A 22,115-nucleotide genomic window follows, 5' to 3' on the forward strand; every position below is an offset into this window, starting at 1 on the left:
CCGAATAAAGCCCGAAGCAGCGGTGTTCTCTCCTCGCAACGTCACTTCTAGAGGAGTTTCCCCATGACGATCACGCAAGCCCGCATCGCTTCCATCGTTCTCGGCGGCTGCCTTGTCGCTTCTGTTTTCTCCGGCCCGGTCTTTGCGATCGGCGATAACAGTAGCACAACGCCAACCTGCAAGAAGGGCGAGATCTACGACCAGAAGACCAAGAAATGCGTCAAGCAGCAGAGCGCCAACGTCTCGGACGAGAACCGCGCCGATTATGCCTATTCGCTGGCCAAGGCCGGTCGCTATGAAGAGGCGCTTGCCGTACTCGACACCGTCAAGGACCAGAACACCGCGGAAGTGCTCAATTATCGCGGCTATGCCACCCGCAAGCTCGGCCGCACCGACGAGGGCATCTCCTACTACCTGCAATCGGTGAAGATGGACCCGCAATATGCCAAGGTCCGCGAATATCTCGGCGAAGCCTATGTCATCAAGGGCCAGCTCGATCTCGCCAAGGACCAGTTGAACACGATCAAGGCGATCTGCGGCACCGGTTGCGAGGAATATCAGGACTTAAACGCCGCGATCCTAGACCCTTCGAAGATCTGATCGGCCGGTCAAGGGCGGGAAAACGGAACCACGAAAGGGATGTGAGAATGTCGGTCGCGCGCAGCATATTTCCTGCCTATAGTCGCGCGAGAATGGAATCGCCGGTTCATCCGGCGGTTCCGAGGGATGCAGGATTGGCGGAGGCGGCCATCGCGAGCGAAGCGGATATCAGAAGCGGCCTGACGGAAAATCTGGCAAGGCTCTGGCGTTATGGTCTCGTTCTCTCGCATCAGCGCGATGTCGCCGACGACCTGGTCCAGGCGACCTGCCTTCGTGCGCTGGAGCGCGCCGATCAGTTCATCTCCGGCACCCGGCTCGACCGCTGGCTGTTTTCGATCCTGCATTCGATCTGGCTGAACGAGATCCGCTCCCGCCGGGTGCGGCAGGGCCAGGGTTTCGTCGATGCCGGGGAGACGCTGACCTTCGACGGCGCACACGACACCGAAACGCATGTGATGGCCCATCAGGTACTGAAACAGGTGAATGCGCTGCCCGAGGCGCAGAGGACGGTGGTTTTCCTCGCCTATGTGGAAGGACTTTCCTATCGCGAGGTTGCAGGCATACTGGATATCCCGATCGGAACCGTGATGAGCCGGCTGGCTGCTGCCCGCGCCAAGCTCTCCGGCGCCGGACCGGAAGGGGGACGGCAATGAACACGAAACACACCATTCCCTCCGACGAAGAGCTGACCGCCTTCATCGACGGCGAACTGACGGCCGAAGAGGCCGCGCGCATTCAAACCGTGATGGAGGAAGACGAGAGCGTCGCCGAACGGCTGGAATTCCTGGCGCGCGCCAGCCTGCCGTTCAAGCAGGCCTTCGCCCCGCTGCTGTCGGAAGCCCCGCGCGAGAAGCTGGAGACGATGCTTGCCGTCATCCCGGCGCAGCCGAGCGCAAGGCCCGCCTCCACGCCCGCATTCGCTAGCCGTCGCCGCTTCCTCGGCGCGCTCGCCGCCTCGCTAATCGCCGGCATCGCGATCGACCGCGCCGTCATCGGCATCGGCAAAGGCTTCGCGGCAAAGGACGAAAACAGCGAATGGCGCGCCGTGGTCGCCGATTATATCTCGCTCTATACCGCGGAGACCCTGGCCGGCCCCGTTCCTGGCAGGGAGGACCAGGCCGCGCAGCTCGGCCCACTTGACGAAAAGCTCGGCCTCTCGCTCTCCCCCGAAGCCGTCTCGCTCCCGGGGATCGATTTCAAGCGCGCTTTGCTGCTGCAATATGACGGCAAGCCGCTTGCCCAGGTCGCCTATCTCGACCCCGAGACCGGCCCGATGGCGCTCTGCATCGTCCGTTCCGATGCCGGTCCCAAATCGCCGGATCTCGAAAGCCGCAAGGGCATGAACGTCGTCTACTGGTCGAACGGCACGCACGCCTTCATGCTGATTGGCCATGCTGCGGCGGATCGGATGACGGCAATTGCGGAAGGGGCGCGGGGGAAAGTGGCGGTCTGACCTGCTATTGGCCCGGCCCGAAATCGGGGCTTGATAAATCCTGCTATCGATTTCGTTTCACGAACTGACCGAGGCGGTTCACAAGCTTCGATGCCCAGAACATGAGGGTCGAGGCCCTTAAGCCGTGGTCGGCAAGGGCACGCAGCACTTCCTTGTTCTGACGCGATATGTTCTGAATGTTTTTGTTTGTAGCGCCCCCCAAGCGCATCCTCACCAACACGCGGGGGATATAAAGGCTCCTGATGCGCGCGACTTCCAGAAATCGCATCATAAGTTCGACGTCGGCTGCCAGCCGATAACGCAGATCGAACGTCCCAAACCGTTCATAGATGCGACGCCGAACATAGAATGTAGGATGTGGCGGACACCAGCCGCGTCCAAAAGTACCGGGTTCAAACGCACAGGATTTCCAATAACGGACCTTGCGATCGGGATGCTGGTTGGAAACATAGATGAGATCGCCATAGCAGCCATCATAGGCTTCATCGTCCAGCGCGGCCGCCACGGTTTCGAGGGAGTCACTGCTCTCGAAAGTGTCGTCCGCATTCAAGAAGCCGATGATGTCGCCGCTCGCAAGACCAATCCCCTTGTTCATGGCCTCATAGATACCTCCGTCCCGTCCCGAAAGTACGCGGCGGTTGTCCGCCGGCGCCAAAGCGATGATGGCGAGCGTCGAATCACTTGAGCCACCGTCAATGATGATGTGCTCGAAATCACGGTAGGTTTGCGTGTCGATGGACCGCAGCGTCTCGGCAATGGTCCGCTCGGCGTTCCAGCAAACAGTGATGAGGCTTATCCGGGGAGTATGTCGATCGGCAGTGTTTGCGGCCATTTTGACGAGTGTCTTGCTTCCATTCTAAGGGGCGAAATCTGGCCAACCCGTAGCAGACGGAAAGGCGGCGCCGCAATCCAGTACTGCAGATTATCCTTGATCAATGCTGGAGGTCCCTTGTCTTCGAAGAAAAAGCTGCGCAAGGGCATCTTGCTAGCCAGGGCTCGAGCACCGGCTCCTTCCTGAGCCCCTCGACATTTCGAAGCAACCTCTTCCGGTTCTTGACACGCCATACCTCATTGTATCCAGGCCTTGCGGCGTGATCTTGAACTGCACCCGCGCCCGCATATCCGCTCCTATGCAGTTGGAGCGTTCCGTTGAATTCTCCTACGTGCGATCGCCTGACCTTGCGGGAGAGCGGGCCGGAATTTCTAGATCGGCCTTAGCACGAAGAGAAGGCTGTCGCCCTTGCCCGCGGCATCCAGAATTCGATTGCCCAATCCCATCACCATCCCGACCCCACGTGCGCCACGCGATAGGGCTACGTTCTTCAGCCGAATGAAGAACGGTGGCCTGACTTGGATTGCATCAGCATTGTGCGTCCAGGTGGATGATGACTTGCCCTCCTGCTTCCGCTCGCGTGCGGTGCGTAATTGCAGGACCGACCAGAGATTAGGCGTAACCGTTCTGACGTTCTCGACCTTGTAACCAAACTTGCCGGCGAGTTTTGTAAAAGAGGTGCGGTTGAAATGATTTTGGTGATAGGGAATGTGCCAATTGATCCAGCGGTCTTTCCAGATCTTGTGATGAAACGAGCCCGTATTGGGGAACGCCATGATCACGCGACCTTGGGGGGTGAGACGTTCTCTTACCGCCTGCAGCATGGCCGAGGGATCCGGGACATGTTCGAGCACCTGATTCAATACAATAAGGTCGAACTTCATGTCGGGAAAAGGCAGATCGTAAATTTTGCCGATATGGACTTGCAAGCCGAAGTGATCGGCAATCGTCCGTACATTCGGATCGGCCTCAATCCCCCAGCTTTCGATACCTTTGTTCTTCATTTCGAGCAGCGAAATGCATGAGCCGCAACCGACATCCAGTACTTTCTCACCAGGCTGCGCCAGATAGTGGCCTTGATGATCGGTGCCGGCCATCCAACGATTGAAAGCGGCGAAAGGCTTGTTTACCAGCGCAGCTTCTCGCTCTATGGCGGAGAAATCAACTTCCCGGCGTGGATAATACGTACTGTAAAGCCCAGGTAGGTCCTCTTCCGTCAGCGGCGGTGTCGTCGTCATATGACCGCAAGACACGCATCTCTCGATCGAATAGACACCGGGGCAGCCGTATCGATCGTCGGATATGCGCTCGATAAATGTTTCCATATTCGAACCGCAGGCAATACACTGCATCTGATGATCGCTCTTCATCGCGTCGTTATTGTCCTTTTTCATTTCTTCGCTCGCAGAGCATGGGCCGTCCGGATAATCATGAAGGCCCCCATGCGCAATGGCGCTGTCATCCGTTGCAAGGGTGTGCCGATCAAAGAATAGAACGCGACCCGCTGAAATACATTGTGGGGCGAGCGCCGGCCAAAATGTTTCTTCCACGAAGACGTATTCGACACGTGAGCGCCGTAGACGGGCGGTGAATAAACTATGGCTTCGCTGGAAACAAGCAGTTGTACGCCCGTTCGCGCGAAGCGCATGGATATTTCGTAATCGGCCATATAATGCGGCAGGAAACGCGGACGCATGGTTCCATGCCGTTTGAACAGTTCCGCGGGAAACAACGTTCCGCGACCGCTGAGCGCATCCGCCTGATAGAGCGGCTTAGGATTCCGGCGCTCCCCTTCGCTCAACTCGGCGAGAATGTCCCATACTGCAATGCGATTTATGTTCAAGCGCGGTCCAACGCCCGTCAAAGGCGGGTCGCTCTCCTCCTCGTGAACGACGCTGCCGACAATAGCATCCCGATTTTCGCGTGAACACCGTATCAATGTCTCGACATAGGTCGGGCCAAACCACGTGTCATTGTTGACGAACAGGATGTAGTCTTCGGGGCCGCAGTCGGGCAGAACCCGCTTCAGGCCGACTTCTATGGCTCCGCCCCACCACAGATTGCCGTCGCCTCTTATGCTCGTCACGTCAGGCTGCGTCGCGAGGAACTCAGCCGTTTCATCGGTGGAGCCGTCATCGATGATAACAATTCGAATATTGTCGACAACCGTTTGGGCCCTCAAGGCCGCGATGACTTTGCGAGTGTGCTCAAGTCGGTTGAAGACCGGAATTAGGACGTTTACACGCATCAAATATTGTCGTCTTTCGTTACGAACCAACAGAAATCTGGCCGTTGCACAAAAGACACATCGGTGACAGCGAACCGCGCGTTTGTTCTATCAACCAGTATTGACGCAGGATGAAGGCGCTTCATTCTTCGAACCAAGCCTGGAAAGGCCGCCTCTCAAATTCGTCCAGTGCTCCGCCGGGTGTGGAATTGACGATGCGGATACCATTCGATTTGGCAATATTTGAGATGGCTCGATACTGCCGCCACAGTCGCGCCAGCTGTTGGAACTCATCGTGAAGGGTCCTCGTCAAGGTGCCGTCCGCATTTACGGTGAAGTCTTTTCCCTTTTGCACCTTGAGGTCGAACGCGTATCTATAGGTTGACGACAGGAAACGATCGTGGTCGACGCCGAGCAGGATGATCTCTTTGAAACCAAGATACATCGCTATCATCAAGGCCATCACCGGCACCGACTCGACACGAGGGACCGGTTGAGAGATATCGACGATTTCCTCTGATGTTCTTTCGTCGAAGCTTTCACCGAGCACGAGATACCGAACCGTTCGCCCTGAAAACAGATTGTGTTTTCGAACCAGCTCCGCTTCAGTGGAACTGAGAAACAGTTCCGCGGCGCCCAAGTGCGAATGCATCTCTTTAAACCAGTCGATCACATCCTCCGATGTCATCGATACGTAGGTAATTTGCGGAACACAATGATAACGAGACTGGAACTTGTCGAAATCGGAGTGCAGGTAACCATTGGAAACGGTTATAACGGTTTCGCCCTGAAGTTGCGACAGATCCAGGCCCTTGACGCTCGGGCCATTGCCTAAAATAAAACAGCGCTGCCCCGCGTGCAGACCAGCAAGCTGTCTATTTTCTGCCAGCGAACTCGCGACATCAGCAGAGAGATTGTGACGATTTTTTAGCCTGCGCTTCAGCTCATGCACACCATAGGGGAGCAGCATGGAGCCAAAGGTCAAAATCTTCCTCAAAGCTGCAGCCACTTTACCACCTCAAAAACCTCCGCGTATTTTACACCGATGCGCTGGCCGGCATTCTCGGCTTCGTTGCGGAAGAAGCTCACCCATTTCCGCCCCGTGCGCTCCATCTCGGATTCATGGGCAAGGATCGCCTTCTCCTTCTGGTCCCAATGGGAGGTGATGTCGACGTAGAAATTCCCCCTGAAATCGACGGTCGAATGATACCAGTTGCTGCGGTACATCAGGAGGCGGGGCACATGGCGGCAGCTGTGCAGTGACGCCCGCGACAAGGCCAGATGGTCATGGTGGATGTCTCCGACCCAGTGGGTGTAAACCATATCGATCTTCAGATCCTGGACGAGCTTGAGGATCTCGATATTCAGCGGGTCGACGAATTCGATCTGGAGCGTTTTGAACTCGCCGCAGAACATTTTGTGGACGCCGAGAATTTCCATCGCGGCATCCGCTTCCGCTCTGGCGACCTGGCTGCTGCGCACGGACTGATCATACTGGTTTGAAAAGCCGGATACGGTCGCGACATAGACATACACCGTGTCGCCGTTTACAGCATGACGTGCCAGTGCACCGCCACAGCCCAGTTCCACGTCGTCAAAATGGGCACCGATCGCGAGAATATTCATTTGCAACTCCAGAGCAGGTCACGCGTGCCTGCAATACCACAATTCAGCAGTGTGTCGAGAATGCTGAGATAGGGCATGAACTCGCCGAAGGGCTGCGGATAGACGGGATGGACGAAATGCTGCCATTCGATCTCGATCCCGGCTGCCTCGAACACCTCAGACCGCATGTAGTCGCGCGCGCCCAGACCTGAGAGGTAACGCGTTGCTCCGACTTTCCGCAGCAGTTCGACAAGCAACTCATTCTTATGCCCCTCAGGGCTTAACGTGCTCGCCCGCACCGTCGGCATGGTTATCTCAAGCATCTCCAGAATGCCTTCGAGGAAATGCATGTTAAAATCGGCCAACAGCTCGAACCGCTTGCCGTAGAGGGCCTCGATACGGGGAAAGACCTCGCTCCAACCGGCAGACTTGCGATAATTTTCGCGAAGCAGGGAAAGGTTTTGGTCTATCCAGCCGGTGCCGGGCGCCAGTTCCACGGCATTGATCGCAGTGCCGAGACTTGGCTTTCTGATGCCAACGGTGAGCCACCGATCGCCCTGCGCCGTCTTTATCTTATCCCGATGCGTCCAGCTTTTGCTCGTGCCATGGACAAACTGAACGTGATCCAGAACGATATAGAGGTCGGCGTTCAGAAAACGCTGGAAAAAGCCGAGATATGAAGCGAAGTCTGGTTGATGGATAACCGCTGTAATGGTCATGCAGCCAATCTTTCCAGCAAGTCGGCAACGCGGCCGACCCCGCCAAGGTCGACCTTGGTCATAGCAGTCTCGCTCATGCTCCGGATGGGGATCGGCGTTTCCAGGATGCCGAGATCGAACGCCGAGTGATGCCCGGCAAAGAACGCCACTCCCAGATCTTCGAGCGCCCGCCCGACCGGGATTTCAAAAGGTTCGTTGGCGATCACCACACACGGCAGGCCCGCCGCACAGGCTTCGAATGGGGTAACACCGCCGCCGGTAATCGCCAGATCGTGCCCATGCATCTCTGCCGCAAGCGATGGCACCTGGTTGAGCAGTTTGAACTGACCCGGTGCAGCGGTCGCGACGACCTCTTCAAGCTCCCTCATGTGTTGGAAGCTCGGGCCAGTGACGATGGTGACGGGAAAAGACTTGCTGCTCAGCCATTTGGCAACGCGGACGGTCACTCCGTAGGTATCGGCGCCGCCGAGCGTGACAAGGATCGATGCAAGGCTTTGCCGACGTCTGCGATAGCTAGCGATTTCAGGATTGAGTATCATATACTCCACCCCCAGCCGAACATCCTTGCCCTTGAGACCCTCGGTCTCTTCGAACAGGAGAGCGCAGATATTCATGTCGGCAAGCTCCGCGCCATCACCACGATCATCAAAGGTAACGAGCTTTGCGCCCAAACGCTTAATCGCCTCGCTGTGGGATCGCTGCGTGTTCAGGCGGTCATTAATCCAGACTGAAGATGATGCATCGGGTTCAATAAAGCCATTCTCCCATCCGGTCACGGAGGCGAGATCATAAAGCGCCACATCAAAGCCGCGCTCTCGGATGACCCTCAACGAATTCGGATGATCGTTCGCTAAAAATAGGACCGGATGACCGCGTGAACGCAGTTCGGTGGCGAGCGTCAACGACCGAAACAGATGCCCCATGCCGCGTGCATGTGAACTTTCTATGCAGAAGACGAACATAGTCTGATCGCTTCTTCTGTCCCAACCCAGTTCCCACCCCCCCGCGCTGCCAGAGCACAAGCACGTCTCCAGTCTTCCTCAGTATCTACCGTCAGGCGCAGATTTGGGGATATTTTGGCTGGAGGCACATCGAGCTGGCCAATCTTGAACAACTCCGGCCGATCCGTGAAGTATTCATTCACGTGCTCGCGATGGTGCGGCAGCATCCCCTCTCGATGACTGCGTGAGAGCGCTTCGAACGTAAATATCTCGGCGCCGACACCGATGGGCAACTGACCGAACGCGTGCGTGTAGTCGAATCCCTGCTTTTGGTGCAGGTCGATCAGCCTCTCCAACTCCTCGATATCAGTGAAGGGATTGTCCGCCGTCAATCGCACGATATCCGACATCCCAAGCGATCTCGCACATTCGAAATAGCGATCGAGAACATCGGCCTCGTCGCCGCGAAAGCAGCTGACGCCGTGCTTGAGGCACCAAGTTTCGATAATGTCGTTCTCGCCGGCCGATGATGTCGCGACGACGATCTTGGCCGGCCGCTTCAGCATCTGAAGCCTGCCAAGGACATGTGCGAGAAGCGGCTTGCCGGAAATGTCGCGAAGCACCTTTCCCGGCAATCGGGTGGATCCCATTCGCGCTTGGATGATGATTCCAAGCCTCACGCCAGATCGCTCCACTGGAGGACGGCATCGCCATCGAGATCCCTTATCAATCGTCGCCCGGCGAGAGTGTCGAGATGCTTAGGCTCGATTCCCGTCCCCGGCCGCTTAACCGAAATGTCGCCGGGGGAGATGAATTCACCGGCTTTGAGCGGTCGATTGAGAACGACGCTCTTGCGGTTATTCAATCTGGTTGTCGCCTCGCTTGCAGCCGGTTCCTTGCGACCACTGCCTTTCATGACCTCGAACGCACGTATCGCATCCACAAGCCATTTCATTTCTGCCGGATCGGCCGAGAGCATGTGGTCGGGACCATCGGCGGCCTTGTCGTAGGTGAAATGCCGCTCGATGACCCGGGCGCCCATCGCGACCGCACAAAGGCTCGCGACAGGGTTCAATGTATGGTCGGAATAGCCAACGTCGAGATCCGGAAACGCCTCCATCATCGTTTGCATTGCACGCAGGTTCACATTTTCCGGATGCGTCGGATAGCTTGTGATGGCGTGCAACAGGATGAGCTTCTGATTACCCGCCTCCTTGATTGCGGCAACGGATTCCCGAACCTCTTCGAGCGTCGACATCCCCGTCGACAGGATTATCGGCTTGCCCGTTTTTGCCAGATAGCGAAGAAAGGGAATGTTGACTGCATCGTCCGAACCCACCTTGTGGGCACCAACCCCGCACTTCTCCAGCAGATCGACATCCGTTTCGTGTGAGGGCGACGAAAACCAGTCCAGCCCGTGCTCCTCGGCATAGCGGAAAACCGCTTCGTGAAGCTCGTGACCGATTTCATATTTGCGGAAAAGCTCGAATTGCGAGGTAACGCCGGTGTTTTCCATATCGAACATGGCGTTGCGGCTCGACAGGGTCTCTGCCCGATAAGTCTGGAGCTTGACAGCGTCTACGCCGGACGACTTTGCCTCGTCGATCAGCCGTCTTGCCTGGTCAAAAGTCGTAAAATTCCCGCCGATTTCGGCGATAATATAACACCGGTCAGGTCGGTAGTTCCGGAACATCTGCTACTCCCGCAATTCACTATACAGCCGGCGTTCCAATAGCGGTAACACAGCTCAGTTCAGCTCTGTGCGATGTCATCCCGCACACGACCGGTATACAACTCCCGGCTGCTTCTCTATTTTCCGATTTCCTGAGCCCGATCCACGTAATTTCGGACAACCACTTTCCGGCCGCAGATTTCGGTCGGCTCGTCATCCGTCAGGCGAGGCAGGTAGCATCGCCGGCATACTTCGCTTTTCAAGAAGCCCTGCGGTTCTTTGTGCAAGGCGCGGACTGCATTCATTTTTTCGCCGTGCCAAATCTGGTGGACCGTCTCCGTCGTCGCGTCACCAATGACTTCGCGATTCTCCTCGTCGTTCGAGCACTTCATCACAAGCCCGTCGGCCCCGATAACGAGGCGCTGGTATTGCTGTGGGCAGGTGAAATTATCCAGATATTGAACGTCAGAATCGTTTCCGAGGTAGTCGATCAGCGGATTGAAGGCGACAAGATCCACGTGAGGCGCAAAGGTTTCATAATAGAGATCCGGATTTTCCCTGATTGCTGGCCAGATGCCCTGCACCTTAATGACCGGACGGTGGAGCCCGCGCTCGTCTTTGTACTTCTTGATGTCCTTGATCTTGTCGAGTAGCGCCTCGAACTTGATCGGCTTGCGGATCTTTTCGTAGGTCTCACCGGTGCCGTCGATCGAAACGGTGATCCAGTCGATGCCGGCATCGACGAGCTGAGCGAAATAGTCTCTGTTGAGCTTGAAGCCGTGCGTCAGGGTCGAGACTTCCTTGATCCCACGGTCCTTGGCATAGCGCACACAGTCGGCGAAGCGCTTGTGCAATGTGGCCTCGCCCCGCAGCGACAGACGGATCGCAGGAACCTTGCCGCCGATCTCATCGATGATACGGCAGTAGAGATCCCAGTCCATCCTCGTCGTGTTCACACTTTTCTTGAACTCGTCGCTGATCGTATAGCACATCGGGCAGCGCAGATTGCAGATCGACGCCAGCTCGAGATCGACCAGCAGCGGATAGTCCGAAACCTGCTGGTTCAGGGCATATTCCGACCATTTGCGACGGTAATCCGCGTATTCTGCTTCCCACCCTTCGCCCCGGAATTTGTCGAACGCGGCTTCGCGCTCGTCCGTGTCCATCGAGTAGTTGCCCTTGTTGATCGGAACGTAACGTTCGTTCAATTTACGACTCCTTCATCATCGCGCGCATCCCGGCCGGCAGATCCCATTCCGGCCGCCATCCGAGAACCGTGCGAGCCCGCGTGATATCGGCCCGCACGTCAGGTATTTCATTCCGCCGAACTGTGCAAGATGACACCACAGGTAGAGCAGTGCCGGCAGCTTCTTGCAAGATGTCGATTATTTCCTGCACCGAATACGACATTCCGGAGCCGATATTGATACAATGGTAGCCTTCCGCGACGTCCATGGCCTTGGTAAAGGCGCTCAGGACATCTTCAACAAAGATATAGTCACGCCGGGGACTGAGATCCAGGACCTGTATTTCCTGCTTGGTTCGTATCTGGTTCAGAAGCGTCGGTATCAGAAATTCGGGGCGCTGCCCTGCGCCGTATATATTGAAAAGACGCAATACCACCACCGGTATCTGCTCGTGCGTGGCGGCGAACTCACAAAGCTGTTCGGCAAGATGTTTGGAAAGAGCATAAGGGTTGTTCGGCCTGACCAGATCGCTTTCACGGATCGGCAGCCGGTCAGGCACTCCGTAAACATAGGCGCTTGCGAACACGAGTTTGGCCTTGTGCCGCTTGCACCAGTTCAAAGCATGGTGCGTTCCGAGGACGTTGGCGGCCGTGAAACTCGGTCCTTGGCTCCAGCTATCTGGAACAAATGTCCTGCCGGCAAGGTGAAACAGCGTGCGCGCCGGGGGAAGCTCCTGCCAAACCTTTTCTTCGCTTATATCACCATGCGTTCGGTCAAGCGCAAGCACGTCAAAACCAGCCTGCTCAAGCCGTCTGACCAGACGACTCCCGAGAAAACCGCCAGCACCGGTGACGATGGCATCAACCATTCAGGAACCTGGAGCGCATGGATTCGAACTGCTCGATCGCCAAGGCATAATCGTCAGGCCGTCCGATATCGAGCCAATAGCCGCCAAAATCTCGAACCGTGGCCGGCTTGCCGGCCGCAAGAAGTTCAAGCATCAACTGATCAAAGCCATAGGCGCCACCTTGTGGTATGTGCTCGACGGCCCTCGAAGACACCATGTAGACGCCCATGCTGACTTTGTATTCGGCCGTCGGTTTCTCTCGAAAACCGGTCAGCAGCCCGGCCTCGCCGGTGTCCAGAACGCCATAGTCTATGCGATGCTGGCGCGTCTTGGATGAGATCGTGAATATATTCCCGTCGCGGACGTGCGCATCATGAAAATCGGCATAGTTGAGATCCGTCAGAATGTCGCCGTTCATCACCAGGAAATTCTCCGGCAGATCCTTTATCAGCCGCAGCGGCCCCATGGTGCCGAGAGGCTCGTCCTCGAGCGAATAGTCGATGCGGATACCCCACTTGTCGCCATCCTGGAAGAAAGCCTTGATCAGCTCGGCCTGGTGGTTGACGGCAAGTGTTATATGCTGAAATCCGCCTGATATCAGCTGACGAATGATCACCTCAAGAATAGGATAGTCGCCGATCGGCATCAGAGGCTTCGGAAGCACGACGGTATAGGGCCGCAACCGCGTTCCCATCCCGCCCGCCAGAATGACTGCGCGCCTAGACATTGAAGATATCCGCCTTGTATCTCGCCAGATTCTGCGGCTGACGCAGCCAGTCGATCGTCGCTTTCAGACCATCTTCCAAGCTGTAACGCGGCGAAAATCCTGTCAGAGACTTGATCAGGCTGTTGTCGCAGCACAGACGCTCCACTTCGCTATTTGCCGGACGCAAACGCTGTTCGTCGCATTCGATCTCCACGCTGACGCCGATGATGTCGGCGATCAGGCGAACGGTATCGCCGATCGATATCTCGCTGCCCGAGCCGATATTGACCGTCTGTCCGATGGCTTCGTCGCAGGCCGCGAGCGCCAGAAAGCCGTCGCATGTATCCTGGACGAAATTGAAATCCCTGGTGGGCGAGAGCGCACCAAGCTTCAGCGTCGTTCGTCCACTCAGAAGCTGTGAAATCACAGTCGGAATAACCGCCCTTGCAGATTGTCGCGGGCCGAAAGTGTTGAAGGGCCGTGCGATCGTCACCGGTAGGTCAAAACTCGAATGATAACTGTATGCCATCGCGTCAGCACCGATTTTTGACGCCGAATAGGGCGACTGTGCCTGCAGCGGATGACTTTCGCTGATTGGGACAAAGCGAGCGGTTCCGTAGACCTCGCTGGTCGAGGTCTGAATGACGCGGCCAACGCTGGCATCGAGAGCGCCCTGAAGTACATTCAACGTGCCATTAATGTTGGTGTCCACATAGCTGGACGGCGCCTGATAGGAATAGGGAATAGCGATGAGAGCGGCCAGATGAAATATCGTGTCAACGCCTTTTGCGATGGCACGCATTTGCGCCGGGTCGCGAACGTCGCCAAGAATGACCTCGAACTCGCCGCGATATTCAGACTGGTCCAGCCAGCCCCAGCTGGAAAACGAGTTGTACTGGCAAAGGGCGCGGACTTCGACGCCTGCCCTTGTCAGGGTTTCAACGAGATGGGAGCCGATGAAGCCGTCCGCGCCGGTCACAAGTACTTTCTTCATTTCAATAAGCCCTCAGAATCGCGGCGGTAGAGCATCTTTACATCCCAGGGGAGCTGGATTGCCGAAATTGATGGTTTTCGTTGCTGGCCCAGCATCTGGATGATCCCGACATTGTCTTCGACTTCGAACCGAATACCCTCAACCACCGAATAGATCGAAAAACGGCTGGAAATGCCGGCGCGGAGATAAAAGGTTCCGGTGTTCAACAAGCCAGCCGGAATGATTACTCGCGCCCGATAATAACCTGGAGGCCGGGTGTCGAGGCGGCTTACGTCGAGTTCCGGATCGGACAGGCTGATGATCGGGGAATAACCATCCTCCATCATGATCTGCAGCCCGACGGAAAGCCCTGTCAGTGGCTCGCGCAGTTCATACTCCATCTCGACGATAAAATTCTTCGTGAGTTCAACGGTTTGTGCTAGCTCGCCGTCTTCGTTTCGGATGGAAAGGCGAGAGATCACCGCCTTGCCGTCGACATCCTGTGGGTCGATTTCAAAATCTATCTTCCCGCTCAGTTCAGGCCGGTCGAGATAGGCGCGAATGACATCGGACGTACTGCCCACCGCAGCAACGCGACCGTCGGACAACAGAATGGATCGAGGGCAAAGACTGCTTACAGCCGTCATATTATGGCTGACGAACATGATTGTTCGGCCCGCCTTGGTCACCTCCCGCATTCGGCCCATACATTTGTTCTGGAAGTTGACGTCGCCAACTGCCAGAACCTCATCGACAAGAAGTATTTCGGGTTCCAGATGTGCCGCAACGGAAAAGGCAAGTCGAACATACATGCCTGAAGAGTAACGTTTGACTGGGGTGTCGATGAATTCGCCGATTTCTGCGAACTCGACAATTTCATCGAACTTCGTGCGAACTTCGGAGTGTGTCATTCCAAGAATGGCACCGTTTAAGTAAACGTTTTCGCGGCCCGTGAGTTCGGGGTGGAAGCCGGTTCCGACTTCCAAGAGGCTCGCAATCCTGCCTCGAATGCCAATATAGCCCGAGGTTGGACGCGTTATGCGAGACATCAGCTTCAGAAGGGTCGACTTGCCTGCCCCATTGCGACCGATGACGCCAACGATATCGCCGCGGGAAATCTCGAAGGAGACATCATCCAGGGCGTGAAAAATATCGTTCTTAAGCCGAGCCTTGTTCTGTCTGTCGGAAGCGTAATCCGAGACGGAGGCGTTGGGGTCCGGCAGATTGCGGAACCGCGCCCACCAGCTTTGGAGGTCACGGTACAAGGTGCCGTGATTGATGATACCCAAGCGATAGTGTTTGCTGACATTCTCGGCGTGTATAACGATATCATTCATCAAACGGTATCCATAGCGGTTGCCTCAGCCCGCGCAAAAAGTATCAAGCCGCCAATTATAATAGTCAGAGTGGCCGCGACATTCGCCAGGCAAATGCTCAGAGGAAGCGGCGACGCGTCGAAAAGTGCCCAACGGAATACCTGAACCGGAGTCGTCATCGGGTTGAGGTAGTAAAACCATTGATATCGTTCGGGAACCTGGCTGAAAGCATAGACGACGGGTGTCGCATACATCCAAAGCTGCGTAACGAAACCGACGGCATAAACCAGGTCACGATATCGAACTGTTAGCGCGGAAACCAAGAGTCCCATTCCCACACCAAGCGTTGCAACGTATAGCAAAATCAATGGTGTCGCGAAAACGAAACGCAGGCTGATCACTATAGCATCCTGGCTAAGCCAGAGAACAAACGAGATCGTAAGCAGAAGCGTGAATTGGATGGCAAATGCGACCAGGCCGCTCATCGCGACTGCGAGTGGTACGACTAGCCGGGGGAAATACACTTTTCCAAACAAGTTCGAGTTTTTCGAAAATGTTTCTGAGTTATTGGTGAGGCAAGCTGAGAAATAATTCCAGATAATGGTGCCGGACATATAAAAGACAAGCGGGGAAATTCCATCGGTGGAGAGATTGGCAATCTTTCCGAAGACGACGTAATAGGTGATCGTCGTCAGTATCGGTTGTATGAGATACCAAACCGGTCCAAGCACGGTTTGCTTGTAGAATGTCGTGAAATCTCTTTTGAAGAACATCCAGATAAGTTCACGATATTTCCACGCAGTCGTCAGCCCGACGCTGATGGTGCCGGACGGCTTGATGACTATATCCCAGGGTTCGGTGCCGCTTTCCCTTTCCTGTTTTGTCACGTGACCTGTCATATTAATGCGCTCAAACTCTCCGTTAGCCGTTGCTCGTGCCATATTTTCTAGGGCCTGAGGGGACCGCATGGACCGACGCCATGTATCACGCGACTCGATCGAGGACACGCCCCAAAATTTCTCTCAGACGGTGGTCGAAATCTTCTTGCTTCCACAAGGAGGCTCTTTCAAGCCCCTTTTTGATCAAAGAGGAACGTAGGTCTTCATCTTCCCACAGGCGGCTCATTGCCCCTTGTATTTCCTCGACGGATTGCGGCGAGAAATAAAGCGCTGCGTCACCGCACTGTTCCCGCATACCATACTTGTCTGATATCAAGACGGGACAACCGCACACCATCGCTTCAAGGGGCGGAATGTTTGTCGGGCCAAAAAAAGTCGGCATGACCAACCCTAAGGCACGACGATAAAACCCAGCCAGATCCGAATCCGGCACATAGCCGACGAAGTGAACCGCTTGGGATAGCCCGAGCTCGCTTGCCATCGTTTTGGCGGCCGCATATTCGCGCTTTGTGTTGCCCGCCAAGACCAGTTCCATGTCCGGATGCGTCCTGCGCGCGGCTGCCAGCGCTTGTATGAGCCGCAAGTGATTCTTGTGAGGCCAGAATTGCGCCGGATAAAAATAGAATTTTTCCGGAAGTCGGTAGCGTTCGGCGAAGGCGGACCTCTCGACCGAATCTGTAAGATAGATCGGAGCGATATAAGGCAGCGGATATATGTGATCTTCTGGCGTGCCGTAGCTTTCCATGACATGCCGCCGCCCGGTTTCGGAATCGACGAGCACGGCAGCGCTCTGGTTCGCAAGGTGACGGAACCGGCTTTCTCTCAGTTGAAAGCGCAACCAGCTTCCGGCTTCTGGAAAGCTGCGTTCATATCTATGCATCAAATCGTGAACGGTTGCGATCGAGGGCTGCTTGATCTGCCAGGTCAGGGCGTCTTGAGCCGGAAAAATCCACAGATCACATTGGAGAGATGCCAATTCCCGCACGATTGGGTTCACCCATCTCGCGACGACGCGCGCTACGGACCCAGGCAGAACCATGAACAGCTTGGCAAGTGTCTCGCCCCGCTTCCAGTGCTGCAGCGGGACGGCCTTCAGCGGGCTGGCATCAAGTTCAGAGCGCCAGGCTTCGTCCCCATAGGCAACGATGACCTCCACTTCCGTGCCGTCGATTGAAGACAGGGCCTGCACGAGGCTTTGCGCGTACTGGAACATACCACCGGCATGGCGGCTTACTCCGAGATAGAAGCCAATCCTCTTCCGACGCAAGGTAATTCGGCTGTCCAAATGTATCGCCAACAGTCAGCCCGCGTTCTTGCGCGCTACGACACAGACGCCCCAGGTTTCGGTCCCCGGTGTCGAACTGGACATCCACTCTTCGGCAATCACACGGCTCATCCCAGCATTCGTCAGGAGGCGATCTATCTCGTTCAGGAAGAGGTAGCGCATGCGGTGGGTTTCGCAAACCATTTCGGTCTTGGCGCTCAGCTTCTCCGTCGCGAAGATCGTGTAATTGACATCCACGATATTCTCGGCGTCATGCACCACCGACTCTGCGACGCGAACGACGGAAATCTCGTCGTTTTCCAAGCGTTTGACGCGCGTACTCGGCCGCTGCCAAAGGACTGCTGGTCCGTACCAGAAGTCGAATATGAAAATTCCGCCATCTTCGAGATGGTGGGAGACAGTCTCCATCATCGCTTCGAGATCGGCATCGGACGTCTGATAGCTCAGAACATGAAAAAGGGAGATGACCGCCTGGAATCGCCGATCCGTCCGGAATGTGCGTGCATCGCCCAGCGTGAAATTAAGTTTGCCGCCCGACTGTGCCGCCTTCGGCATGGCCGCCGCAAGCATGGTTTCCGACAGCTCTACCCCCAGCACCCCATATCCGGCTTCTGCGATCTTCTCGGCGTGAATGCCGGTGCCGGAGCCTAGCTCCAGAATCTGCGAGATCGGGCCGGTGGCATAACGCCCCAGCAGAGCTTTCACATAAGCTGTTTCGCCCTCGTAATCCTTGTCCTTATAGAGAAGGTCGTAATACTGGGAGTACAATCCGAAACTGGTCGTCAACGGATGACCTCCGCTACGATACCCGCGACTTCGCGAATTTGATCTTCCCTCAACGCCATGCCGCTTGGAATATAGAAGCCGCGGCGCGCAAGCTTTGCGGCGATGGGAAGACCTGCATCCTTGAAGAAGCCCATCTTCTGCAGAACGGGCTGCTCGTGCATCGGCCAGAAAAACGGACGGCTGCCTACGCCTTTAGCCGCCAATCGCTTCATCGCTTCGGCTGCGTCGAAATCGATCTCGTCCTTCAGAACGATGCCATAGACCCAATAGATATTCCGGGCATAGCTTGTTTCGGGCAACGGCAGTTGAATGCCGGGCAGGTCCTGAAGCAGATCGGTATACAGTTTGCCCATCGCACGTTTGCGCTCGACGAATTCCGCAAGGCGCTCAAGCTGCGCGCAACCCAGAGCCGCCTGCATATTCGTCATACGCATATTCCAGCCCAGTTCCTCGTGAACGAAGCGGCGGGCAGGCAGGAAGCAGAGATTTCGCAGGCTCCGAGATCTGTCGGCAAGGGCGTCGGAATCGGTGACGATCATGCCACCTTCGCCCGTGGTAATGTGCTTATTGGGATAGAAGCTGAAAATGCTGACATCGCCGAAACTGCCGCAAGGCTGGCCGTTATATGTCTGTCCATGCATTTCTGCAGCGTCTTCGATGATCTTGAGGTCGTGGCGGCGGGCGATCTCGTTGATCGCGGTCATATCGCAGGGCAGGCCGTAGATATGTACCACCATGATGGCGCGCGTCTTCGGCGTAATAGCTGCTTCGATCTTCGTCGGATCGATATTCCAGGTGAGGGGATCCGAGTCCACCGCAACCGGCACACAACCGGCTCTCACGATGGCTGCGGCACAGGAAATGATCGTGAAGGACGGCATGATGACCTCAGTGCCTTCCTCCAGGCCAAGCGCCATCATGCCAGCGTCGAGAGCCATCGAACCATTCGCAACGGCGATTGCGTGCTTGCGGCCGACAGTCGCGGCAAACTCACGCTCAAAGCGTGTGATGAAGGGGCCCTCGGAGGAAATCCAACCGGTCTCGATGCATTCCAGCAGATACTTACTCTCGTTACCGTTCAGCAGCGGCTCATTAACCGGAATCATTCGGCATCCTTTATCTTCAGTTCGCGCACTGACGGTACAAATCGCGTCTTGTCGGATTCCCCGGCATAAGGCCCCTGCTTGACTTCGATGATTTCAGCTTCTTCGATAATTTCAAAACCATGTCCGCCGAAGGCGAGCAGTATGACGTCGCCTGCGCGCAGTATGGCGCTTTCGTAATATTCCTGCGCGTCGGAATAGAAGTCCACGCGGACTACGCCCGACTTTATAAGCAGGACTTCCTTCGTGTAGAGAACCTCGCGCGCGACGGCGTTGTGAACATGGGGTTGGATGACATAGCCCGTCGGTCGCTTCATATAGGCGAGTTGCTGCGAAAATTCGTCCGGCGTGAAGAATTGGATGCCATCGAACGTGTAGTTCGACCGCAATATCATGGCCTGCAGTTCGCCACCGTTCGTGATCTTTTCTATCATGTTTCTCTTTCCCAAATCGACCGATGCGTCAGGATGCCGCCAAACCGACTACTTTGCGTATGCGCTTGACCCCGGCCGAGAATACAAGCTTGTAAAAATCATTCATCCGCCGGCGGCGCATCTTTGCGAAAAAGCCCAACACGCGCAGTCGCATTTGTTCGTTAACTTCAACATCGATCTTTTGCAATTTCCCCGGCGCATGCCCGAGGTTGCCCGCGTAATAATCGACATCGCTGCAGTGGACTCCGCTGTCGTCAAACCCTGAGTTCTCCACAAGGCTCTGGCGAGGATAGAGGGTCAGCATATTGTCCAGATAAGCGCTGGCATGCCACCTGATCGCCCAAGATTGATTCTTGCCTTTGACTTGATTGCGCAGCATCGCGATGAAAAAGGCGTTCCCACCGTAGTCGAAAGCTTTGGCAAGGCCTTTCTCTTTCAGGCCCATCAGAAGCTTAGCCCCATTGGGTTCGAAATGTTTCCATGCCCGGGCCCACGTGGCCCATCCCCAACAGTCCGCCCCACGTAGGAAATAGCTCTCTGGAGCATCGTCATTGGGGACTGGATAGGCGTAACCGTGAATGCTGGCGACGCGCTCCTCATCCGCATAAAGATCCAGCCCCTGGTTCATATAGCGCAAGAAGTCAGGCGAGGTTATCAGGTCATCCTCGACGACGATGACGCGGCCATATTGTTCGCACAGACGGCCCACGCCATCGATGATAGAACCTGCAAGGCCATAGTTTCTTTCACGTTCGACGAGGGTGACCGACTTGAAACCCGTTACCGTCTTTGCCTGTTCACGGACTTGGCGCACACGCTCCGCTTCTTTTTCATTGCGCTGACCGTCGCAAAAAATGAACAGCGGCGTCTGTTCCGCCAATTCGTTTGCCTGCAATGCAGCGACGGTCCGCGCCATATGCATGGGACGATTGAAGACAAAAAGTATGACTGGTGCGCATTCCATGATTATTCCCAGCATTTCCTGCGTTGCGCAAATTGCTCGAGTCTATGTACGAATAGGGTCTCGGCTTCGAGCCGCTCCGTGTCGATCGCCTTTAGCTGCTTACGCCCTTTTTCGATCAGATCAACTGCCACCGCAGGATCCCGAATGCGCAACATTGCTTCGGCCCACTGCTCTGCGTCATTAGCGTCGGCAAACAACGCCGCATCGCCGACCTGTTCATTGAGATGCGCCGAATAGATCAACGGGCGGCCGACTGCCCAGGCTTCCAACGGCGGTAGATTGGTCGGGCCAAAATAAGTCGACATCACGACGGCCAGAGCGCCTTCGTAAAGCGCGCGCATGTGATCAACCGGCACAAAGCCGAGAAACGTCACATTGTCAGAGACGCCTAACCGCTGCGCTTGCTGCTTGATCCGGGCCAAATTACCGCTGTCCGCACCCGAAAAGACCACGCGTATGTCGGAATTAACGGCCGCCTTTTTCTTTAACAACGAGACCGCTTCAAGAATGCGTATATGGTTCTTATGAGGCCAGAATTGCGCCGGATAGAAATAATAGCCATCCCTCAGCCCGTAATTGCCGAGCACGGCAGTCCGATCGATCGAATGCGCTTCACTTAAGAACGGAGAGGGCTCGAACGGCATCGCAATCATGCGCTCTTCGTCAATTCCGTAGCGAACGACGATTCTCTTCAGTAGCTGATGTGATGCCACCATGACGGCGACGGCACGTGGCAGGCATGTGGAAAAGTGCCGCTCTCGTTCTTCGAATCTGCCATCGGAGCTCACTTCTGGAAATTCGAGATCGTCCCGATGACAGAGATCAAGGACGGTCGTGATGTAGTTGAGCTTGCGGAAATAGTTCGGAGTTGAGGAATGGGTAACGAAATACGCTAGATCCATGCCTACTTTCAGCAGCGCATTTTCGATTTTGCTTGCCATCCACGCTTTGCCAATTTCCTTGCGGCTCAAGCGGCGCAAAACGGCGAGTGCAATTCGAGATAGCCTTCCGGCGGCAGGCAGGTATTCTGCGGGAACTTCAAGCCGCTTGAGATGCTGCAGATTGGCTTTGATCGTCGTGAAAGCCACGACCTCATGCTGTTTTCCGATGATACGCTGGAGTTGTACGATCGCATTGATTGCTTGATTGAATCCGCCACCGACCTGAATCGGGTTTTCTAACAAGATGCCAATTTTCATGCTTTGACTAACCTCGGCGTCTGCGCCGGCAGACGGCTACTTCACATTTCGATCAGGCCGGAGAACCGCGTCGTTTTTTCACAGATAATCTGACACTGCGGATCTCGCTCCTCAATTTCTCGTCCCCATTGTAAGAGGGTCACAGCCAGCGGATGCTGTCACGAATTGATCGTCAGGGAGATCCGCAAAACGGCGCTCTCACCAATTGGCGCGAGGGGGCATCCGCGTCATCCATTCAGTTGCACCTAATTAATTCCTGGTATTCGCCTTAGCATATCCTGCGATCACGACAACACCCACAACGGCCCGGTCACAAGCAAAGTTGGACCTGTGTGGAGGGTGTCGTTGCAATCTTGAGACGGTGATC

24 protein-coding genes are annotated in these 22,115 nt (G+C 55.8%); 3 read left to right on the forward strand and 21 right to left on the reverse strand.

Annotated elements, in window-relative coordinates; all coding sequences use genetic code 11:
- The first annotated feature begins 63 nt into the window (after window positions 1-63).
- The 3 genes from N1937_RS02215 to N1937_RS02225 are packed head-to-tail and all read left to right on the forward strand — an operon-like array spanning window position 64 to window position 2,053.
- Complete coding sequence (locus N1937_RS02215) at window positions 64-600, forward strand: tetratricopeptide repeat protein (RefSeq protein WP_260057342.1); 537 nt, start codon at window positions 64-66, stop codon at window positions 598-600.
- Between the two features lie 47 nt (window positions 601-647).
- Window positions 648-1,253 carry an RNA polymerase sigma factor gene (locus N1937_RS02220; protein ID WP_260057343.1) on the forward strand — a complete coding sequence of 202 codons (606 nt, stop codon included), beginning with the start codon at window positions 648-650 and terminating at the stop codon, window positions 1,251-1,253.
- On the forward strand, window positions 1,250-2,053 hold the full coding sequence (locus tag N1937_RS02225) for an anti-sigma factor family protein (protein ID WP_260057344.1): 804 nt from the start codon (window positions 1,250-1,252) through the stop codon (window positions 2,051-2,053). The genes N1937_RS02220 and N1937_RS02225 overlap by 4 nt, the downstream gene beginning before the upstream one ends.
- A gap of 43 nt (window positions 2,054-2,096) precedes the next feature.
- Here the strand turns inward: N1937_RS02225 and N1937_RS02230 are convergent, their stop codons facing one another.
- The 21 genes from N1937_RS02230 to N1937_RS02330 all read right to left on the reverse strand — a co-directional run bounded on the left by N1937_RS02230 (window position 2,097) and on the right by N1937_RS02330 (window position 21,748).
- Window positions 2,097-2,885, reverse strand: coding sequence for a glycosyltransferase family 2 protein (locus tag N1937_RS02230; RefSeq protein WP_170262854.1), 789 nt, complete (start codon window positions 2,883-2,885; stop codon window positions 2,097-2,099).
- 371 nt (window positions 2,886-3,256) lie between these two features.
- On the reverse strand, window positions 3,257-4,279 hold the full coding sequence (locus tag N1937_RS02235) for a class I SAM-dependent methyltransferase (RefSeq protein WP_260057345.1): 1,023 nt from the start codon (window positions 4,277-4,279) through the stop codon (window positions 3,257-3,259).
- Window positions 4,276-5,133: a glycosyltransferase family 2 protein gene (locus tag N1937_RS02240; protein ID WP_222294933.1), complete on the reverse strand. Its 858-nt coding sequence runs from the start codon at window positions 5,131-5,133 to the stop codon at window positions 4,276-4,278. The genes N1937_RS02235 and N1937_RS02240 overlap by 4 nt, the downstream gene beginning before the upstream one ends.
- Window positions 5,134-5,254: 121 nt before the next feature.
- Window positions 5,255-6,121, reverse strand: coding sequence for a hypothetical protein (locus N1937_RS02245; RefSeq protein ID WP_260057346.1), 867 nt, complete (start codon window positions 6,119-6,121; stop codon window positions 5,255-5,257).
- Window positions 6,106-6,738: a PIG-L deacetylase family protein gene (locus tag N1937_RS02250; protein ID WP_260057347.1), complete on the reverse strand. Its 633-nt coding sequence runs from the start codon at window positions 6,736-6,738 to the stop codon at window positions 6,106-6,108. The genes N1937_RS02245 and N1937_RS02250 overlap by 16 nt, the downstream gene beginning before the upstream one ends.
- Window positions 6,735-7,436 carry a WbqC family protein gene (locus N1937_RS02255; RefSeq protein ID WP_170263164.1) on the reverse strand — a complete coding sequence of 234 codons (702 nt, stop codon included), beginning with the start codon at window positions 7,434-7,436 and terminating at the stop codon, window positions 6,735-6,737. Before N1937_RS02255 ends, N1937_RS02250 begins: the two co-directional genes overlap by 4 nt.
- Window positions 7,433-8,398, reverse strand: coding sequence for a PseG/SpsG family protein (locus N1937_RS02260; RefSeq protein WP_170263163.1), 966 nt, complete (start codon window positions 8,396-8,398; stop codon window positions 7,433-7,435). Before N1937_RS02260 ends, N1937_RS02255 begins: the two co-directional genes overlap by 4 nt.
- The gene (locus N1937_RS02265; protein WP_222294928.1) at window positions 8,380-9,057 is read right to left on the reverse strand and encodes a glycosyltransferase family protein; all 678 of its coding nucleotides are present in this window, start codon (window positions 9,055-9,057) and stop codon (window positions 8,380-8,382) included. The genes N1937_RS02260 and N1937_RS02265 overlap by 19 nt, the downstream gene beginning before the upstream one ends.
- On the reverse strand, window positions 9,054-10,070 hold the full coding sequence (locus N1937_RS02270) for an N-acetylneuraminate synthase family protein (RefSeq protein WP_260057348.1): 1,017 nt from the start codon (window positions 10,068-10,070) through the stop codon (window positions 9,054-9,056). Before N1937_RS02270 ends, N1937_RS02265 begins: the two co-directional genes overlap by 4 nt.
- Window positions 10,071-10,186: 116 nt before the next feature.
- Window positions 10,187-11,257 (reverse strand): radical SAM/SPASM domain-containing protein, encoded by a 1,071-nt coding sequence (locus N1937_RS02275; protein ID WP_170262851.1) that lies wholly within the window; start codon window positions 11,255-11,257, stop codon window positions 10,187-10,189.
- A gap of 1 nt (window position 11,258) precedes the next feature.
- Complete coding sequence (locus tag N1937_RS02280) at window positions 11,259-12,104, reverse strand: NAD-dependent epimerase/dehydratase family protein (RefSeq protein WP_260057349.1); 846 nt, start codon at window positions 12,102-12,104, stop codon at window positions 11,259-11,261.
- Window positions 12,097-12,810: a nucleotidyltransferase family protein gene (locus tag N1937_RS02285; protein WP_170256235.1), complete on the reverse strand. Its 714-nt coding sequence runs from the start codon at window positions 12,808-12,810 to the stop codon at window positions 12,097-12,099. The genes N1937_RS02280 and N1937_RS02285 overlap by 8 nt, the downstream gene beginning before the upstream one ends.
- Window positions 12,803-13,783: an NAD-dependent 4,6-dehydratase LegB gene (locus N1937_RS02290; protein ID WP_260057350.1), complete on the reverse strand. Its 981-nt coding sequence runs from the start codon at window positions 13,781-13,783 to the stop codon at window positions 12,803-12,805. Before N1937_RS02290 ends, N1937_RS02285 begins: the two co-directional genes overlap by 8 nt.
- Window positions 13,780-15,099 carry an ABC transporter ATP-binding protein gene (locus N1937_RS02295; RefSeq protein WP_260057351.1) on the reverse strand — a complete coding sequence of 440 codons (1,320 nt, stop codon included), beginning with the start codon at window positions 15,097-15,099 and terminating at the stop codon, window positions 13,780-13,782. The genes N1937_RS02290 and N1937_RS02295 overlap by 4 nt, the downstream gene beginning before the upstream one ends.
- Window positions 15,099-15,977, reverse strand: a complete 879-nt coding sequence (locus N1937_RS02300; RefSeq protein WP_311202851.1) for an ABC transporter permease — start codon at window positions 15,975-15,977, stop codon at window positions 15,099-15,101. The genes N1937_RS02295 and N1937_RS02300 overlap by 1 nt, the downstream gene beginning before the upstream one ends.
- An 85-nt stretch (window positions 15,978-16,062) precedes the next feature.
- Complete coding sequence (locus N1937_RS02305; protein ID WP_260057353.1) at window positions 16,063-17,262, reverse strand: glycosyltransferase family 4 protein; 1,200 nt, start codon at window positions 17,260-17,262, stop codon at window positions 16,063-16,065.
- Between the two features lie 15 nt (window positions 17,263-17,277).
- Entirely contained in the window at window positions 17,278-18,048 is a 771-nt protein-coding gene (locus N1937_RS02310) for a class I SAM-dependent DNA methyltransferase (RefSeq protein WP_260057354.1), read from the reverse strand.
- Window positions 18,045-19,154 carry a DegT/DnrJ/EryC1/StrS family aminotransferase gene (locus N1937_RS02315; protein ID WP_260057355.1) on the reverse strand — a complete coding sequence of 370 codons (1,110 nt, stop codon included), beginning with the start codon at window positions 19,152-19,154 and terminating at the stop codon, window positions 18,045-18,047. The genes N1937_RS02310 and N1937_RS02315 overlap by 4 nt, the downstream gene beginning before the upstream one ends.
- Window positions 19,151-19,585 (reverse strand): hypothetical protein, encoded by a 435-nt coding sequence (locus N1937_RS02320; protein ID WP_260057356.1) that lies wholly within the window; start codon window positions 19,583-19,585, stop codon window positions 19,151-19,153. Before N1937_RS02320 ends, N1937_RS02315 begins: the two co-directional genes overlap by 4 nt.
- Before the next feature lie 28 nt (window positions 19,586-19,613).
- Complete coding sequence (locus tag N1937_RS02325; RefSeq protein WP_260057357.1) at window positions 19,614-20,549, reverse strand: glycosyltransferase family 2 protein; 936 nt, start codon at window positions 20,547-20,549, stop codon at window positions 19,614-19,616.
- Between the two features lie 2 nt (window positions 20,550-20,551).
- Window positions 20,552-21,748 carry a glycosyltransferase family 4 protein gene (locus N1937_RS02330; protein WP_260057358.1) on the reverse strand — a complete coding sequence of 399 codons (1,197 nt, stop codon included), beginning with the start codon at window positions 21,746-21,748 and terminating at the stop codon, window positions 20,552-20,554.
- Between the last annotated feature and the right edge of the window lie 367 nt (window positions 21,749-22,115).

Source organism: Rhizobium sp. WSM4643 (assembly GCF_025152745.1).
Lineage (GTDB): Bacteria > Pseudomonadota > Alphaproteobacteria > Rhizobiales > Rhizobiaceae > Rhizobium > Rhizobium leguminosarum_I.